The following is a 17,153-nucleotide window of genomic DNA, read 5'->3' on the forward strand; positions in this document are numbered from 1 at the left end:
TAAAATCAGCAGGACCTCCTCTCGTTAGTTGCGCTATTCTCATCGTCAATCATGATGGGCAAGCGTGACTTTTCTGATCAGATGAAAGAATTCCCGCGATTCCGATTCAGACAAACAAGCAAAAAAATCCCGCTGTAGGTTAATCATGACCTCATGCACTTTTTGCAACGTTTGTTGGCCATCCGTTGTCAGACTTAGCATTTTGATTCTTCGGTTAGATTCACACTTAGAAACCTGCACTAAACCACGCTTTTGCAAATTATCCACCATGCGCTTCGCCACGCTACGCTCGCAGATTACGGCATCCGCTAATGCTTGCTGACTCATTGGCTGAAACTCGTCGATTGCCGCTAACGCACTCGCCATTTCTAAGGTGATCAAACTTTGACGAGATAGCTCTGCCTGTGCACGATTTCGATACATACGTTGCATCACGCCACAAACAAACATAGGGCTATTGTCCAAAACGGTAATAGGGGAAATCTTTTTTTCTTTCATGATTGATTAATCTGGAGCGCACATACACAAAGAGCGCCGAAGCGCTCTTATATTACTAAATTATCAGTAGTATACCTTAGTTCAAGCTATAAGGGCCTACTTTTGGGACTCGGACTCTTGAGCCAACGCCTGTTGTTCTTCAAGTTCTTGTTCTTTTCTCGCTTTGCGGTCAAACAAACGTTCTACCACAACGAAGAAAACCGGAACAAAGAAGATACCCAACAATGTGGCACTCACCATACCACCAAGCACACCGGTACCTACTGCGTTTTGACCCGCAGAACCTACCCCTGAACTGATTGCCAGAGGCACAACGCCAAGACCAAATGCCAATGATGTCATGATGATTGGACGTAGACGAACTCGGATTGCATGCAACGTCGCTTCAATAAGCCCTGCACCTTTTGCGTAGTACTCTTTGGCAAATTCGACAATCAGAATCGCGTTCTTGGTTGCCAGACCGACGGTGGTCAATAGACTTACCTGGAAGAACACATCGTTATCCAAGCCTCGTCCCATCACCGCAAGCACCGCACCAAGCACGCCCAGCGGCACGACTAGCACAACCGCAAACGGTACAGACCAACTTTCATAAAGCGCAGCCAATACGAGGAACACGACCAGAATCGACAACGCGTATAGCATCGGAGCCTGGTTGCCAGATAGGCGTTCTTCATAAGAGATGCCAGTCCATTTCACCTGGAAGCCTTCAGGTAATTGTTTGACCAGCCCTTCAATTTCTGCCATCGCATCACCAGTACTGACGCCAGGAGCAGCACCACCTTGGATATTCATCGCAGGCAAGCCATCAAAACGTTGCAGCTGAGGAGAACCATACGTCCACTCACCATACGAAAACGCTGAGAATGGCACCATGTCACCGTTGGAGTTACGTACGTACCAAGAATCAAAGTCTTTCGGCTGCATACGGAACTCGGCATCACTCTGCAACATCACCTTCTTAACACGACCGCGGTCAATGTAATCGTTGATGTAAGCTCCACCCCATGCAGAAGACAAGATTTGGTTTACATCATCAATGCTCACATTCAAAGCGCGTAGCTTCGCGTGGTCGACATGCACTTGGTACATCGGCGCGTCAGACTGCCCGTTAGGACGCACACCAACAAGGTTTGGATTTTGCGCCGCCATACCAAGTAACTGACCTTGCGCTGCGACCAATGCATCATGCCCTTGGTTCAACGAGTCTTGAAGATAGAAATCAAAACCAGTCGCGTTACCTAATTCTTGGATTGCCGGGGGCGCAAAGGCATAGACCATCGCTTCTTTAATGGTCGAGAAGTAACCCATCGCTCGTCCCGTTAGTGAAGCGGCATCCATTCCCGGCTCTTTACGCTCTGACCAGTCCTTCAAGTTAATGAATGCCATACCCATATTTTGTCCCTGACCCGCGAAACTAAAGCCAGCCACGGTAAATATCGAGTTTACGGCATCTTTTTCTTCTTCAAGGAAGAACTCGCGTACCTTGTCGAGCGTTTTCTCAGTTTGCTCCTGCGTTGAGTTCGGTGGCAAAATCGCCATTGAGAAGACAGTGCCTTGGTCTTCATCAGGTAAGAAAGACGTCGATAGATTAGTAAAGAACCAGCCAGCACCTACGGACAACGCAACAAACAACACCATCATACGACCCGTACGTTTTAATAATCTTGCTACGCCCGATTCGTATTTTGAGGTTAAGGAGTCAAATTTACGGTTAAACCAGCCAAAAAAACCTTTCTTCTCAGACAGCTCGGCATCGCCTTTCTTCAGCAGGGTCGCACACAGCGCAGGCGTCAGGATGATCGCAACCAGTACAGAGAGCGTCATGGCTGCAACGATCGTTATCGAAAACTGACGATAAATAACCCCGGTAGAACCAGTCATAAACGCCATTGGTACAAACACCGCAGACAAGGTCAAACCGACACCAACCAATGCGCCCGTGATCTGGCCCATCGATTTTTTGGTCGCTTCTTTAGGTTCAAGCCCATCTTCGTGCATCACACGTTCAACGTTCTCTACTACTACGATGGCATCATCCACCAGCAAGCCGATCGCCAGAACCATCGCAAACATGGTTAATGTGTTGACACTAAAGCCTGTCGTATACAAAACAGCAAACGTACCGAGCAGTACAACCGGAACCGCAATAGTCGGGATAAGCGTTGCACGGAAGTTCTGTAAGAACAGGTACATGATCAAAAATACGAGAACAATCGCTTCCAGTAGCGTCTTCACCACTTCATGGATAGAGGCTTCAACGAAAGGCGTAGTTTCAAACGGATACGCGATCTTTAAGCCCGCCGGGAAGTTTTCCTGCAACTGCGCCAAACGCTCTTTCACCGCCGTTGCGGTCTCCAGCGCATTCGCCCCAGTCCCCAGAGAAAGACCCAAACCCGATGCCGGGAAGCCATTGTATTGACCCTGGATGTCGTAACTTTCAGCGCCACGTTCAACACGAGCAACGTCTTTCAGGTAGACGTTCGCGCCGCTGGTATCAGACTTAAGAATGATATTTTCAAATTCTTCGACACTACTCAAGCGACTCGCAGAAGAGATGGTTGCGTTCAGCAGTTGTCCTTCCTGTGCGGGCGCCGCACCAAGCTGACCTGACGAAACCTGAGCATTCTGCTCACTGATCGCGCCAGCGACATCAATCGCAGTCAGATTAAACTGGGTCAACTTGAACGGGTCTAACCAAACGCGCATTGCGTATTGAGCACCAAATGCCTGGACTTTACCTACGCCAGAAACACGGCTGATAGGGTCTTGGATATTGGATACAACATAGTCAGCGATGTCATTCTGTGTATAATTTGGATCTTCGGAATACAGAGCGACAACCAACAAGAAAGAAGTATTCGATTTCTCAACCACAATACCTTGGCTTTGAACTTCACTCGGTAACGAGGTCAGCGCCAACTGCAATTTGTTTTGCACCTGTACTTGAGCAATATCCGGATCGGCTTCGCTATCAAAGGTCAGCGTGACCGTCGCGTTACCAAACGCATCACTGCTTGATGAAAGGTAGCGTAAGTAGTCAAGACCAGTCATGTTTTGCTCGATCACCTGCGTAACGGAGTCTTCAACCGTTTTTGCGGACGCGCCCGGGTAACGGGCAGTGATCGTCACCGTAGGCGGCGAAATGGTTGGATACTGCGATACCGGTAAATTCATCAGGGACATGACCCCTGCCAGCATGGTCAGAATAGCCAGAACCCAAGCAAAGACCGGACGATCGATAAAGAATCGTGCCATGATTACTCCTGTTCACCGGTTTGAATGCTTACAGAACTACCCGGCCCTACCTTTTGTAGACCAGCCGTAATCACTTTATCGCCCGCTTTTAGGCCGTCGATAATACGCCATTGGTTATCAACTACTTCAGCTGTCGCTACCGGAGTCGAGACAACTTCGTTGTCTGCGTTAACAACCATGACGGTCGCTTGTCCCCTCGCATCACGAGTTACCGTGTTTTGAGGAACAAGTATCGCTTCAGGGTCCACACCCGTAATTACTGTGGCACGAACAAACATACCTGGTAAAAGCAACCCATCTGGGTTAGGGAATTCCGCACGAAGCGTGACACTGCCGGTGCTCTCATCGACATTCACTTCGACAAACTTCATCGTGCCTTTGTGCGCATAGGTCGAGCCATCTTCTAATTCTAAAGTTACTTCGGCTGACTCGTCTTGCTGGATATGTCCTTCCGCCAGAGCAGATTTCAGACGTAGCAATTGAGCTGATGACTGCACGATGTCGATATTAATTGGATCAAGCTGTTGGATCGTCGCTAACGTGTCAGACTGGTTAGCAGTAACCAAGGCACCAGCGGTGACACTTGATTTACCAATGACACCACTGATAGGAGCCTTAACCTGAGTGTAAGACAAATTGATTTTCGCAGTATTGATGGCCGCTTTTGCTACTAACGCTTGAGCTTTCGCTTCTTTATAAGCCGCTTCCGCCTCATCGAGATCTTGTTGACTGATCGATTTTTTCGAAATTAGGGCACGGTAACGCTTAACCGTTGCAAAGGTGGATTCTTCAGTCGCATTCGCGCGGATCAATTCTGCTTCAGCACTTAATAGAGCCGCTTGGTAGGTTGAGTCGTCAATCTGATACAGAGACTGACCTTGTTCGACAACACTACCTTCTACAAAGTTACGTTCCGAGACAATACCACTCACCTGTGGGCGAACTTCTGCTTCTTTGAACGCACGGCTGCGACCCGGCAACTCTACGGTTAACATTTGACGAACAGGTTCAACCGTCATCACTTCAACTTCTGTTGCCTGTGCGGCACCACCGCCTTGATTCGTACCTTCTTGACTTGGTTGGCATCCAGCCATAAATAGGCTCGACGCAATCAACAGCGATAGCGTAGTTTTACGTCTCATTAAACATCTCTCTTTCTTACTTTCTCTAAAAACCATTTAGGCACTGAAAATACCTAATAAACTTATGGTTATAGTGGCCAAAGTTACATTTAAAAAATTACTTAGGATGATAATTACCCAGTGTTGTACATACAACAACATTTACACTTCTATACGCTTACAAAATACGTTTGTCTAAAAGGTGTGCTCGAGATCTCAAAATTGGTCATTTTGCGTTGGAAATCACATTTTTCTGTGTGCAATTACAACACTCTAAAAAGCGTCAATTTGATTAAAATATCACCATTGGTTTGTACAAAAATTTGATCCCAAGTCCACAGTTATTTCTTATAAGCTTAAGAAACCGTTCTTAGATAACCAAAAGTAATTTTAGTTAATGCACGAAAAATGACCCAAGTTTGTGCCAGATTCCGTTCGTTTAACAGCTAACGGCATGTTTGAACCTTCAGTCATCCTGAACAACGACGAAGGAGTGTGATTCAGGATCTAATTTTCGAGCACTTTATGACCGAAATTATTTCATTCACTGCTCCGCACGCTACGATTAGATTCCTAGTCTCGCTAGAGCTCGCTGGAATGACACAAATCAAACCGTTAAGCTATTGGCATTAAAAGTTTATGCCTGCGTGCTTATTCTTAGTACTACAAGCCTTGTTAGGATCAATGAACAGATTCTTTTCTTCTTTACCTATCGCTACGCACGGCGAACCTTAGCGACTGAGCGTAGGTGCATCATCCCCACCAACAAGCCCCACAATGTCGCGCTCACACCAAGAAAGCTGATCCCAGATAGAGTGATAAGAAACGTAAACAGTGCAGATTCTCGGTATCCTTCGTCATGAAAAGCCGATTGCAAACACATCATTAACGTCCCTAATAAGGCAAAACCCGCTAAGATTTTGGTGACTTCGTCCGGAAGAGATAAAAAGATCGCCACGACTGTCGTCGCGAACACACCAGCAATCAGATAAAACACCCCAGCCCATATCACTGCGCGGTAACGTTGTGTTTTGTCCGAATCTACTTCTGGTGTCATACAAATTGCGGCTGAAATCGCGGCAAGGTTGACACTAAAACCACCAAATGGCGCTGACAAAATATTGGTGATTCCCGTGCCCATTAAAATAGGTTTCACTGGCGTGTCATATTGATAGCTTTTCATCATCGCAATACCAGGCAGATTCTGAGAAAGCATCGTAATGATATAAAGCGGGATGGATAAGTTCAGCATCGCACTGAGATCTAAACTTGGAGTGACCCACATAGGCTGAGCAATAGAGAGTTCCTCGATGTTGAGCGCCGCGTCTTCCACCGCAACCGCGCAAACAACACCCAGGATAAGAAGTACGAGCATTGCGTACCTTGGCATCGTATTTTTCGCCAATAAAAAGCCAGCAAACATAATTAGAAAGGTGATTGGTGCACCGCTGACTGCCTGAAAGCTGCCCAAACAGAACGGCAGTAAAATAGCCCCAAGCATCGCAGTGCCAAGTTGTGGCGGAATGCGTTCAAGCGCTCGACTCAACGGCGTAATGAGTCCGGTTAATAAGATGAGAACACCGGAAATGACAAAAGAACCGATGACTACCGACAGTTCATACTGCTGTGAAGCAACGACCAACATCGCGGCTCCGGGTGTCGACCACGCGGTCAGTATCGGCGTTTTATAAAACCATGAATAGGCGATGGAGGTTAACCCCATTGTGACGCCCAAGGCTAACAACCAGCTTTCTATTTGATTGGGTGTCGCACCAGCAGAGGTCGCCGCCTGAATGATGATCACCACCGAACTGGTGTAGCCTACTAACACGGCTGTAAACCCTGCTGACAAGTGACTTAAATTGAACAGCTTTTTCATCCTTCGTTCTTCCCTGCTTTGTGATAAAATCTTCGTGCGCTATAACATACAACAAAAAGATAACACTGTGCGCAATAACGCACAACAAGGTATTTAGTTATGAATGAATCCGCATTTAAATCCGAGATCGCTCATCACCTGAAATCTGAAAGGAAAAAAAGAGGATTGAGTCTGGATGCCACTTCAAAATTGACCGGAGTTTCAAAAGCGATGTTAGGGCAGATAGAGCGACAAGAATCCAGCCCGACGATTTCGACACTTTGGAAAATTGCCAGTGGACTGGACACGTCATTCTCGGCGTTTTTTGCTAATGATCCAGAGCTGCGCTCCGCAGATCACGCGTTTCCTGAAGACGCTAAAATGAAAGTAAATACGCTGTTTCCTTATAAAGCAGATTCAGGCTTGGAAATGTTTGAGATCACCCTAACCGGACATCATCGCCAAATGTCTTCCCCACATGGTGTTGGCGTCATCGAACATATTCACGTGCTTAAAGGTGAAATGAATGTCTACTTCAATGATGAATGGCATCACTTGGCAACGGGAGATAGCATTCGCTTTTTTAGCGATCAACCGCATGGATACGAAGCAGCGACTGAGACCACAACGTTTCAAAACATCGTTTGCTATCCAAAATAACGGTCTATATTGAACGTTGATTGGAACGAACCTCCCATTCAGGCACTTAAAAGGGCGACAGAAAGTGTATAGGTCTCAGATTAAAGACTACATTTTAGATGCCGATGCCCCAACCAGTTCCCCTAAATATGGTGTCACTGGCAACGAATAGTTGGGCTTTATTTCTTCCTGTGTTTAGCCAGAGCGTTGATGCTCTGGTTTCTTTTTGTCTAGGGTTATTAGCTGACGAACCGTCTGGCACATATTGAACGCTAAGTCACGGCGTATGCTTTCGGCGTCATGCAGTACCCGAGCTCGGTTTGCGCTGACATAAATACACTCAGGCCTGCTGATAGACACCTTTTGCATTTCTGCATACAAAACTTCTGCCTGAGACGCGAGCAACTCACAGTGTGAATGCCAATTGCAGCAATGGTTAGAGTGATAAATCATCAACGATAGCGCCATTTTTCCCTTCTCGTTTGACTCGGTACATCATCTGATCGGCACGAATCAGCAACTGTTCAACGTCGTAACCTATATTTAAAGACGTACTTACACCAATACTAGCGCCGACAGAAACGAAGAAATCATCATTGATTTCGATACATTCAGTAAACGCACTTTCTATGTCACTCAAAATAGAAGGCAGAACGGAAATATCTTCCAACGAAATCGCCACAACGAACTCATCGCCACCCCAACGAGCGATGATGTCATTCGGGCGTAAGATACTTCTTAAGCGAGAGCTCAGTTCCTTCAAGACAATATCACCCGCCTCATGACCATGCTCATCATTCACGACTTTGAAATCATTTAAATCCAGCCATATCATGACTAGATGCGCACCACTTTCTTCCGCCGATAGGCACAATTCTCTAAATCGGACATCTCCACCACGTCGATTGTAAATCCCCGTCAGTGCATCGTGCGTAGCATTGTAGACAAAGGCTTTTTCTTTGTGTGCACGATCCGAGATATCGTAAACCACAAGTTCAACAAAACGCTGTAAATTTTGCTTTTTCTCATGATCTACGCGTGAACATATCACTCTCAACCAAACATCTTCTTTGCGGTTTAAGCGGAAATCTTTAAACGCACTGGGGCTCTCCTCACGGACGTCTTTTAACAGTGATTCAAACTCTTTCTTATCGTCAAAAAGATCAAGCAGTGCCACTTCATTCATGTGTGGCTCGCCATACTGAAAGATCGCTTTAAATGACGGGTTTGCCAAATAAACCTGATTACTGTCATCTATCAACGCAATGCCTGCATGAGAATGCTCAAAGATGATCCTAAATTGACGCTCCAGTTTGAGAATTTGTTTATTTTTCGCCGCTTCACTACGATAAAAGTTAGAGATTCTGTTCATCAGACTGTGAGTGTTTTGAGCCAGAAAGCCAATTTCATCACTTGACGAAACTTGAATAACGTTCTCAGATAAAGGCCCATCAACGGGCGCGTGGCGGATTTGTTCTAACAATTGATTTAACGGACGAGAGACAAGTTGACGGAAGATCACGAACACACAAAGCAGGATCGTCCCCACCAAAAAGGACTGCCAAATAACCAAAGAGATCCCTTTATCACGAGCCTGCTGGTGAATGTAGACTCGATTGAGAAAAACCTCTAATGTGCCGAGCTTTGCCCCACCAAACGGGGGTGTTAAAACTTCTACGATATCGCTCTTATCTCGTGATATCTCACCACTAATCACAAGCGTGTCTTCATCGACACTAAAGCGTACACCTTTTATTTCAGGATTACCTACCAGGCTGGCAGTAATATCTGATGCGAGATCGATATCCGACAAATACGCGGCCATGGATGCGTTATATCGGATCATTGAGACCAACCGTTGCACACGCTCCTGAGCCAGTTGCTGAACTTCGCCGTACGTATATTGGTAACTGATAAAGCTGGTGATGGGGATAAAAATGATGGCAACAGCAAATATCAATGCCAACAATTTGAATCCTATCCGGCTATTGATCCACTGATAGAACGAAAACAACTTTGACATCGATATTCGAATCTCCATAAGTGTCTTTGGGCACATAACCAATTGCGTTAGAATTATCAGCGACAAGCTTGACGATATCATGCTCTCGGGGAACCTGCATTGGCGGTGTAGCTCGGCCACTAAACATCAGCCTTGCCCAATACGCATTGACTTCGCTTAAAGACATATCCACCAACGAGTGATAAAACGCTTTGCGAACCAGAGATGCACTTGGCGCATCGAGTTTCACTACTGCTCCTCCACTAGGAAAGTAAGGAGAACGTCCCATAAAAAGATCGACCAATTGCTGTTTTGAGATGGTATTGAGTGGGTTATCTCGATTCACAATGACAGCCAAATCCTGGCTCCATGCGCGTATCGGCATGCTGCATGACAGTATAAATAGTAGAACGAGAACTCTTTTCATAGGCGTCAAAATATAAAGCTCACACCCAAGGTGAATACGTTTACTTGCTCGTCACTCGTACTATCGCCACCTTCCCATAACATAGATTTGCCCGCAGACACCCAACTATGATCCCATTGTCCTTTTATGGCAATATTTGTGGCCACGTCCCAACGAACGCCCAGTGAAACCGAACTTTGCTCAACATCACTTTCGCTCAGAGCAATCTGTAAGTAACGGCGAAGAGACTCAGGCAACTGAGCATTAGCCGATTCGGGATGATGAGTCGAGTGAGTGTGAGCGACTAACCCATATAGAGCCATATTATCGAAGCGTTTAACAACGCCTGTATAGGCAGCAAACGAAGGCAATAATGTGGCTAACTCGAGCTCCATATAAGAGGCTTCTGCCAACCATTTCCAAGTCGCATTTCGATACTCAAACCCAGTGGTAAAGTATTGAATCGGCGAGCGATCCATTGCGAACTGAGCCATGGTTTCAGGCATACCTGGCAAGTGAGAACTGTCTGCAAGGAAGCTTCTCAAATCCACACCAGAACCATGGACAGAAGCGAGCTCTGTCCGGGCGTATCCTGCTCGATAAGTGAAACCACCGTTTTCATAGTGAAGTGAAGCTCCGGTAAACGGAACCAGCTCGAACTCAGACTCACCAGTTTGGTATTTGAACGTACTGCCCGAACGGCCATAAAAAATCTTCGCAGAGAAGTGACCATGTTTAAGCGAACGGCGGTACAGAATCTCAGCGCCATCATAGTGATAAAAAGGAATCGTACCGTAGAATTCAACTGGCGGGCGCACCCAGTCGTAGGCATAGCTGATATTTCCGACATCACCTATCAAAGTAAGATCACTGCCGATTCTGCCAACACGCACATTCCATGTATTATTAAAGTCATAACTGACGTTTGCCCACGTTACGGCTTCATCCAGGCTATTGTTGACTCTGTCTTTACCGACAACCTGAATCGAAGCTTTTAATGCATCCGTGAACTGAACGTCCGTTTGTAACCCGATAAGGGAATCTTGGCTTAAACTCAACTGCCTAGTTTTGCCCTCTTGCGTGATATCCCGACGAAAGCCCAACGTCTCTGAATCGGAATATGCGCCACTTAACGAACCAAAACCGCGAAACTCCACCATATCAGTACCAGAGTAGCTGATTGAAGGAACAATCAATGCCCCTAGCAACACTCCCCGTAACTGTAACGTCATGGTTACTCCCTTACCCCAAAAGACTCGCTGCACAACCACCACCTGAGCTAAATAAGCAATCTCATCACTGATGGCTATGAAAAACCTATAAATAGTACATTAGTTTGTAAAAATTTGAAGACAATCAATCTTATATATCAAGAATATTTATATAAGTCGTACAACAAGGGCATGAGATAAATCAATGGCAGGTTTTAAAACAATAAAGGCACAGGCACAGGAGCTTAATGCCAATCGCTTAACGGTTTTATCTGCGTCATTCCAGCGAGCTCTAGCGAGACTAGGAATCTAATCGCAGCGCGCTGAGCAGTTAATGAAATATTTCGGCCATAAAATGCGCGGAAATTAGATCCTGAATCACACTCCTTCGTCGTTGTTCAGGATAACTGGAGGCTTAAAGACGCCGTTAGCTGCGAAACGAACGGCATTTAGCCACAGGAGCTGGGGTTTTCCATGCGATCCTCAGGGTAACGTATCAAAAAGACACGATGACCACATTCGAACATTTATCCATTCCACCAGCTCAAGCAGTATCCGCATATGTGCCCGTTGTAATATAAGGAATCACCTAGCTCGTTGTAGGCAACCACTTGATAATTAAGTGATCTTTCAGATTCTCACCCCGCGTCATTATACGTGGTGACATTCACCCCAACGTCAGTCTAGGATAGATTTTGCTTATCGCGTTCTTACTACCACTCAGACACTAAAAGACGGTTCTTCACTCCTCTGACTTGTAACCCCATAGCTTCGAATACTGCTTCAAAGTCAGCACATTGAGGAGGTAAGTTAGGCAAAGAGAGTGACGCTTCGGTAAAAAAACGCTGTCGATGTTGTTCGCTGTCCCCCCACGCTAACAACCACCATTCCAAAATGCGACGTTTAGAATGGTTTAATCGTCTAGGTGTCGGTATTCGATCACTTTTACTTCGATTCTCTTTGCTCGTCGTTGGCAGCAAGTTCCACCTATCATTATTTGGCCAAAATGTGAAAGGCAGGCAGTGATCCACGTCATATTTATCTTTCAACACGGTATCGCTCCAAGCACTCGTAATATCCGCCCCCGCCTCTCTCAACTCCTCAACACGTTTGCGAACATCTCGCGTATCACGGGACGCATCGATCCAAACAAGGCAATCATGATAAGTTTGCAATGAGATACCACGTGTACGATTGAGCTCAAAACGCTGCATTTCTTTAATCCACTGATTCACCACCAACGGTTCAATCCATGAATGATAAACACGAAAGCACTCCCATAGCTTTTCATCCAAAACAAACTGACCATAGCTAGAGAAGAATTCGTTATCTAAAATGATCGCATCGGAACGTTTACGACGGGTCGCTGGCGGATGAATATCAAATAACCTATTATGTTTCTCACCTTGATAGATAAAGGTGACAGGTCCTGCTTTTATGGTGCTCAATGTATGTGTAAAGAGCTTTTGAATCGCACGAGCTTCATACCCAAAAAACAAAGCACCAATACATAAATCATCAGCGGCTAAATGTTTGAGCTGATTCCAACCATCATCTTTCACAAAGCCTAGGCCTTTGCTGGTATTTGAGTTCTGCTGAATGCCATGCCCCTCAATATCAATATCGACGAGACGTTTGAACTGCCGAACCCAATAGAGCGCAACGAGCCCCGCTGGAAGGGCAATTGTGCCATCACTGCGGTCCAATACTGATCCGGGATAAGCATCAGCTATGCGCAGCAAAGTCCTTAATAGCGCTAGTTTGTAGGTCGCAGATTTGTTGTCGTTAACAATTATTCGACGTACAGTATTTAAGTTACCGGAGCCATCATCGGGTAAATTCAAAACAACGGTTTGCCAATGAACATCATTGCGCTGCAAGGTATCTCGACTATCTGAGACCAACTGAACTTGCAGAGCATGATCTTGCGCTAACCGTTCTAAATCCTCAACCGATACTGGATAACTTTGGCGACCGTCACTAAAATCACCGTGACGAAGGCTAATCACTAGCTTACCGTTTGGCGCTAACATGTTTGATAGTTTACGAAAGGCTCTCTCACGATGGGACACGGCTAAGTGCATCCAAACGGCACTCACCAATATCAGGTCAAAACGCATACCGAGCGTGACAGTATGTTCAAGGACAGGTAAGGAGTCATTCAGCCAAGTCACATCTGAGCCGGTGTTTTCCTCACCTAGTTCTCGCAAAGGTTGGCTCGGTTCAATAGCAATCACATCACAGCCATGCTCACTGAACCACTTCGCATCTCGCCCAGACCCAGCGCCAACATCCAGAACATTAGCGCCTTTTTCTGGCCAATACTGCTTCCAAGACTTGTGCACAGACTCAAATGCAAGAGAGTCATACTGCTTAGCTAGCTCTACAGCGTTTTTATTGTAATAAGAGATATTAACAGACATAAACCAAGCCATCGTACACCACTCAATGATGATAATTAGCTTGGTTGCATAAGACGATTAAGTATTAATAAATAATGAGTTATTGTGACTTTTATCACAATAAGTTATCGAGATAGGTGGCGCTACGTAGTGACTTTCTGATTTTCAGGTACAAAAAAAGACGCCCTAGGACGTCTTTTTTTAAGAATGTGGCGGTGAGTGAGAGATTCGAACTCTCGATACGTTGCCGTATACACACTTTCCAGGCGTGCTCCTTCAGCCACTCGGACAACTCACCGAATCAAATTGTGGTTAGCATCATTGGCTAACGAGGCGCTAATTTAATGATTATGTGCCCTATGGTCAAGGCTAAACATGAAAAAAAGCTCCGTTTTTCTGTTGTTTGCTCACTAAGTAACTAAATTGAACAAAACAGTGTCAATTAAGCGCCTTGGTAGTAGCCAGGAACCCGAAACCAACGGCGGCACATGTCTAAGAAATAACCGTAAAGTACACCCATCCCGCAAGATACAACAGCATTACTTGCTACCGCTGTGATGATCTGATCGGTTGATGCACCAACCGCTAGTAGAATACCCGCGTAAACTGGAGATTGGAAAAGCACGTACGCGATAAGATCAGACACGTTTTTCATAAATGAAGACGGTGAAACTCTATGGCCTTGACGTAATACCCAATCACGGAAAACACCATACGGCCAAGCAATAGCAATGTTAACCGGTATCGATAATGTGCGTGATGCCAGAGACTGTTCGAATGTCATTCCTGAAATCAAAATCTCGATAATCATCCCTGTGACAAAGCAAAAAACCACCATAGCAAAGGTATCCGCTGCGGCATTACGAATACAAAATGGTCCACGAGACTTCATTTAGCAACCTCTAAAATCAAACACTGCAATTAATAGAAAAATAAATACGATTAACTACACATTAGCTAACCATCCAGATTATATCGCTATTAAATCACAACAATTGTAGTTTATGGTTCTATTTTTAAAATAAAGATGTAAATTTATAACCAAAATTTGCAACGAAAGTAGTTTAATGCACCTATTTGGACAAAAACTGCACTTTTATGATCCAAAATGGCGTAAAAAACCAAAAATTCTCGGTATTTAAGGGAGTTAGAAGTGGATAAAAGGTAATTTTGCAGAACAAAATCTGGCACCAGCAGCAAAAAATAAATTGCTTATGCTACCTGTATGGGACAATTCAGAACTTCCCAAATTTTTAGTTAGTCGGCCGATAAGCAACAATGACCAACGTGCAGGAAAGTGAAGTAGGTTAGGGAGAGGCAAGCATGACAGTTAGCGCATCGATATCCGCAGGCTCAGGGGCCACCTGACGTTTCAAATTACTTTCGATACGTGCAGTGATTTGGGCAAGTTCTTCATTAGAATGCGGTGTAATGTGCTTAATGATGGCTGAAAATACGTCCAGTGCTTGATGAAGGTCGCCATTATCAAGAGAAATATAGAAGCTAAGTAGCAATGTGTCCGTGTTTACTTGGTGAGGATAGTTAGCCTTTTGGCTCTTCGGGTCTTGATACTGATAGAGTAAGTCTGCATGGCGGTATAGCGCGTCTTCGAGTTCCGATACGACCACTGGCTTGGCAATGATATGGTTCACCCCAGCTTCCGTCATCAGTTGTTGTGTCTCTTTAAAGACATCTGCTGTACAGCCAAAGATGAGAACTGACTTTGTTTGTGAATCCATTGCTCTGATGGCAGATACCGCACCAATACCATCTAATACAGGCATATGGTTGTCCATCATTATTAAGTCAAACTGCTGCTTTCTAACTTGCTCTACGGCTAACTGACCATTTTCAACTCTTGTACATTCAAACCCCTTGGCGCACAAAAACGTTTCCATGATCATGGCATTAGTGGTGTTATCTTCTGCGATTAACGCCTGTAAACCAGTGCAGTCCAGTTTGTGTTTAAGAGCCGATCCCGTTTTGTCTGGCTCGCAGGGCGTCAACTCAAGCTCTACGGTGAACGTGGTACCAACGTTTTCCCTACTTTCAACCAAAATACAACCGCCCATGTGTTCAGCGATCTCTTTCACAATCGCCAATCCTAGCCCTGTCCCGCCAAAGCGTCTGGTTGTTGAAGATTCTGCTTGCTCAAATGGGCGGAAGATCCGTTTCTGAGCCTCTTTAGGAATCCCGATGCCAGTATCTTTAATCGCAATACTCAGTTTGGTTGCACTTTGAGTAATATGCTCGCTTAGTCTGACCTCTACTTCACCCTGGTCGGTAAACTTGATCGCATTGTTTAACAAGTTGAATAAGATTTGGCGTAATCTTGCTTTGTCGTTGTTATACCACCGCCCGGATGGTATCTGTGAAACGACACGTAGCTGTAAGCCCTTCTCTTCGCACAAGGTGTGATACACACTTTTGATACTGCCAATGATCGATTCAACCGGAAATGGTGAATTAGAGAACTCGACATGACCCTGCTCGATTTTTGAGTAATCTAGAATCTCGTTAAGCAGTGTCATCATGTGATCGCCTGATTCATATAGCGTGCTTAACTGCTTTCTTTGCTCATCGGTTAGTTTAGTTTTCAGCAATATTTGGGCGGAACCCAAAACACCGTTCATTGGTGTACGAATTTCATGAGACAAGGTCGCCAAAAAGGCTGTTTTTGCATTGGTTGATGCCTGAGCTTTTACCTTTTCATGTTCCAAGTAAATAGTCTTTTCATTAAACTTATTGATGAGGTGTCCTATCTCGTCTTCACTGTCGTAATCAATATTGATAATCCCACCTGTTTTTGAGTCATCAATCTTTGCAGCTATCCTGACAATAGGCTCAACGATATAGCGGTTAAGTAAGTAATAACCAACCAGTACACACAGCAGCAAAAACGGAATGATACCGCTCTCGACACTCATCACCTGAGCAAAAACCTGATCGGCAACGCGCTCTTTCGCATTCACCACTTCCATTCGCCAGTTAAACTCGCCGAAGTGAAGCTCACTAATATACACCCCATCTCGCAACTGAAAATTGTGTTCGATAATCGCGTTAGATTCAGCATCGCGAATGATAACGCCCAACGAATATTGATTGGTGTGCTCTCTAATAAACTGGAACAAAGCCTCTAAAGCAAGATCCACCGTTGCGACTCCGGCGAACTCACCGTCTCTATAATAAGGGGCGGAAGCGGTGATCATTTGAACATGGGTAAAAGTATCAATGTAAACCGAAGACCAAAGAATGGAACCTGATGGTGCATTGGCAGCAACGACGTACCAGGCTTCCTTATCATATCCTTCCGATTCAGGGTTATTGTACGAATGAATTTGGTCAATACTCCCTTCCTGATTCTTGTTGAAAAACAGGCTGGTATATTTACTCTGGTTGGCATGTTGCTCAGGCTTTGGCCACAGACCACCACTGACAATCATGTCACCACTCAAACGCAATATCTGAGGAATAGTGGTACTGAAAGAATCGGTTTGTTTTTGGCTCTGAGCTAACCCTACGAGGCTGTTAAGGACGCTGGTTGAAGTAAGCAGTGGTTCTTTAATCTGAGAAGCTAACAGCTGGGTTCGTAAGTTAAGGTTTTGTTCTAATTTTTCACGCACTGGCGGCTCAAGCACCAAGTACACCACCGAACCAACCGTAGCGATAAAAAAACACAGGTATAGCGTCAGTGCAAAGATACTTTTTCTTCTCAGTGATGAGCGAATTTCCATAGGTCGAAACAAATAACCCCTGAT

At 45.2% G+C, this 17,153-nt stretch carries 12 protein-coding genes and 1 tRNA gene; 1 reads left to right on the top strand and 12 read right to left on the bottom strand.

Features of this window, described 5'->3' with window-relative positions:
* Positions 1-45: 45 nt before the first annotated feature.
* The 4 genes from OO774_RS10285 to OO774_RS10300 all read right to left on the bottom strand — a co-directional run bounded on the left by OO774_RS10285 (position 46) and on the right by OO774_RS10300 (position 6,756).
* Complete coding sequence (locus tag OO774_RS10285; protein WP_264902173.1) at positions 46-498, bottom strand: MarR family transcriptional regulator; 453 nt, start codon at positions 496-498, stop codon at positions 46-48.
* Positions 499-594: 96 nt separating this feature from the next.
* A complete protein-coding gene (locus tag OO774_RS10290) occupies positions 595-3,756 on the bottom strand; it encodes an efflux RND transporter permease subunit (RefSeq protein WP_264902174.1) in 3,162 nt (1,053 codons plus the stop codon).
* A gap of 2 nt (positions 3,757-3,758) precedes the next feature.
* The gene (locus OO774_RS10295) at positions 3,759-4,898 is read right to left on the bottom strand and encodes an efflux RND transporter periplasmic adaptor subunit (protein ID WP_264902175.1); all 1,140 of its coding nucleotides are present in this window, start codon (positions 4,896-4,898) and stop codon (positions 3,759-3,761) included.
* A 694-nt stretch (positions 4,899-5,592) separates the two neighbouring features.
* Positions 5,593-6,756 (bottom strand): benzoate/H(+) symporter BenE family transporter, encoded by a 1,164-nt coding sequence (locus OO774_RS10300; protein ID WP_264902177.1) that lies wholly within the window; start codon positions 6,754-6,756, stop codon positions 5,593-5,595.
* 99 nt (positions 6,757-6,855) lie between these two features.
* On the opposite strand from OO774_RS10300, the gene OO774_RS10305 reads away from it, so the two are divergent.
* Positions 6,856-7,395 carry an XRE family transcriptional regulator gene (locus OO774_RS10305; RefSeq protein WP_264902178.1) on the top strand — a complete coding sequence of 180 codons (540 nt, stop codon included), beginning with the start codon at positions 6,856-6,858 and terminating at the stop codon, positions 7,393-7,395.
* A 174-nt stretch (positions 7,396-7,569) separates the two neighbouring features.
* Here the strand turns inward: OO774_RS10305 and OO774_RS10310 are convergent, their stop codons facing one another.
* From OO774_RS10310 to OO774_RS10345, 8 genes are all read right to left on the bottom strand, one after another.
* Entirely contained in the window at positions 7,570-7,842 is a 273-nt protein-coding gene (locus OO774_RS10310; RefSeq protein ID WP_264902180.1) for a hypothetical protein, read from the bottom strand.
* A complete protein-coding gene (locus tag OO774_RS10315; RefSeq protein WP_264902182.1) occupies positions 7,811-9,397 on the bottom strand; it encodes a sensor domain-containing diguanylate cyclase in 1,587 nt (528 codons plus the stop codon). Before OO774_RS10315 ends, OO774_RS10310 begins: the two co-directional genes overlap by 32 nt.
* Positions 9,360-9,734: a hypothetical protein gene (locus OO774_RS10320; protein ID WP_264902183.1), complete on the bottom strand. Its 375-nt coding sequence runs from the start codon at positions 9,732-9,734 to the stop codon at positions 9,360-9,362. Before OO774_RS10320 ends, OO774_RS10315 begins: the two co-directional genes overlap by 38 nt.
* Before the next feature lie 74 nt (positions 9,735-9,808).
* The gene (locus tag OO774_RS10325) at positions 9,809-11,014 is read right to left on the bottom strand and encodes a hypothetical protein (protein WP_264902184.1); all 1,206 of its coding nucleotides are present in this window, start codon (positions 11,012-11,014) and stop codon (positions 9,809-9,811) included.
* A 692-nt stretch (positions 11,015-11,706) separates the two neighbouring features.
* Positions 11,707-13,416 (bottom strand): class I SAM-dependent methyltransferase, encoded by a 1,710-nt coding sequence (locus OO774_RS10330; RefSeq protein WP_264902185.1) that lies wholly within the window; start codon positions 13,414-13,416, stop codon positions 11,707-11,709.
* Between the two features lie 189 nt (positions 13,417-13,605).
* A tRNA-Ser gene (locus tag OO774_RS10335) sits at positions 13,606-13,693 on the bottom strand.
* A gap of 144 nt (positions 13,694-13,837) precedes the next feature.
* Positions 13,838-14,287, bottom strand: coding sequence for an L-alanine exporter AlaE (locus tag OO774_RS10340; RefSeq protein ID WP_264902187.1), 450 nt, complete (start codon positions 14,285-14,287; stop codon positions 13,838-13,840).
* A 415-nt stretch (positions 14,288-14,702) separates the two neighbouring features.
* Entirely contained in the window at positions 14,703-17,129 is a 2,427-nt protein-coding gene (locus OO774_RS10345) for a hybrid sensor histidine kinase/response regulator (RefSeq protein ID WP_264902188.1), read from the bottom strand.
* Positions 17,130-17,153 lie beyond the last annotated feature (24 nt).

It is taken from the genome of Vibrio sp. STUT-A11 (assembly GCF_026000435.1).
GTDB lineage: Bacteria > Pseudomonadota > Gammaproteobacteria > Enterobacterales > Vibrionaceae > Vibrio.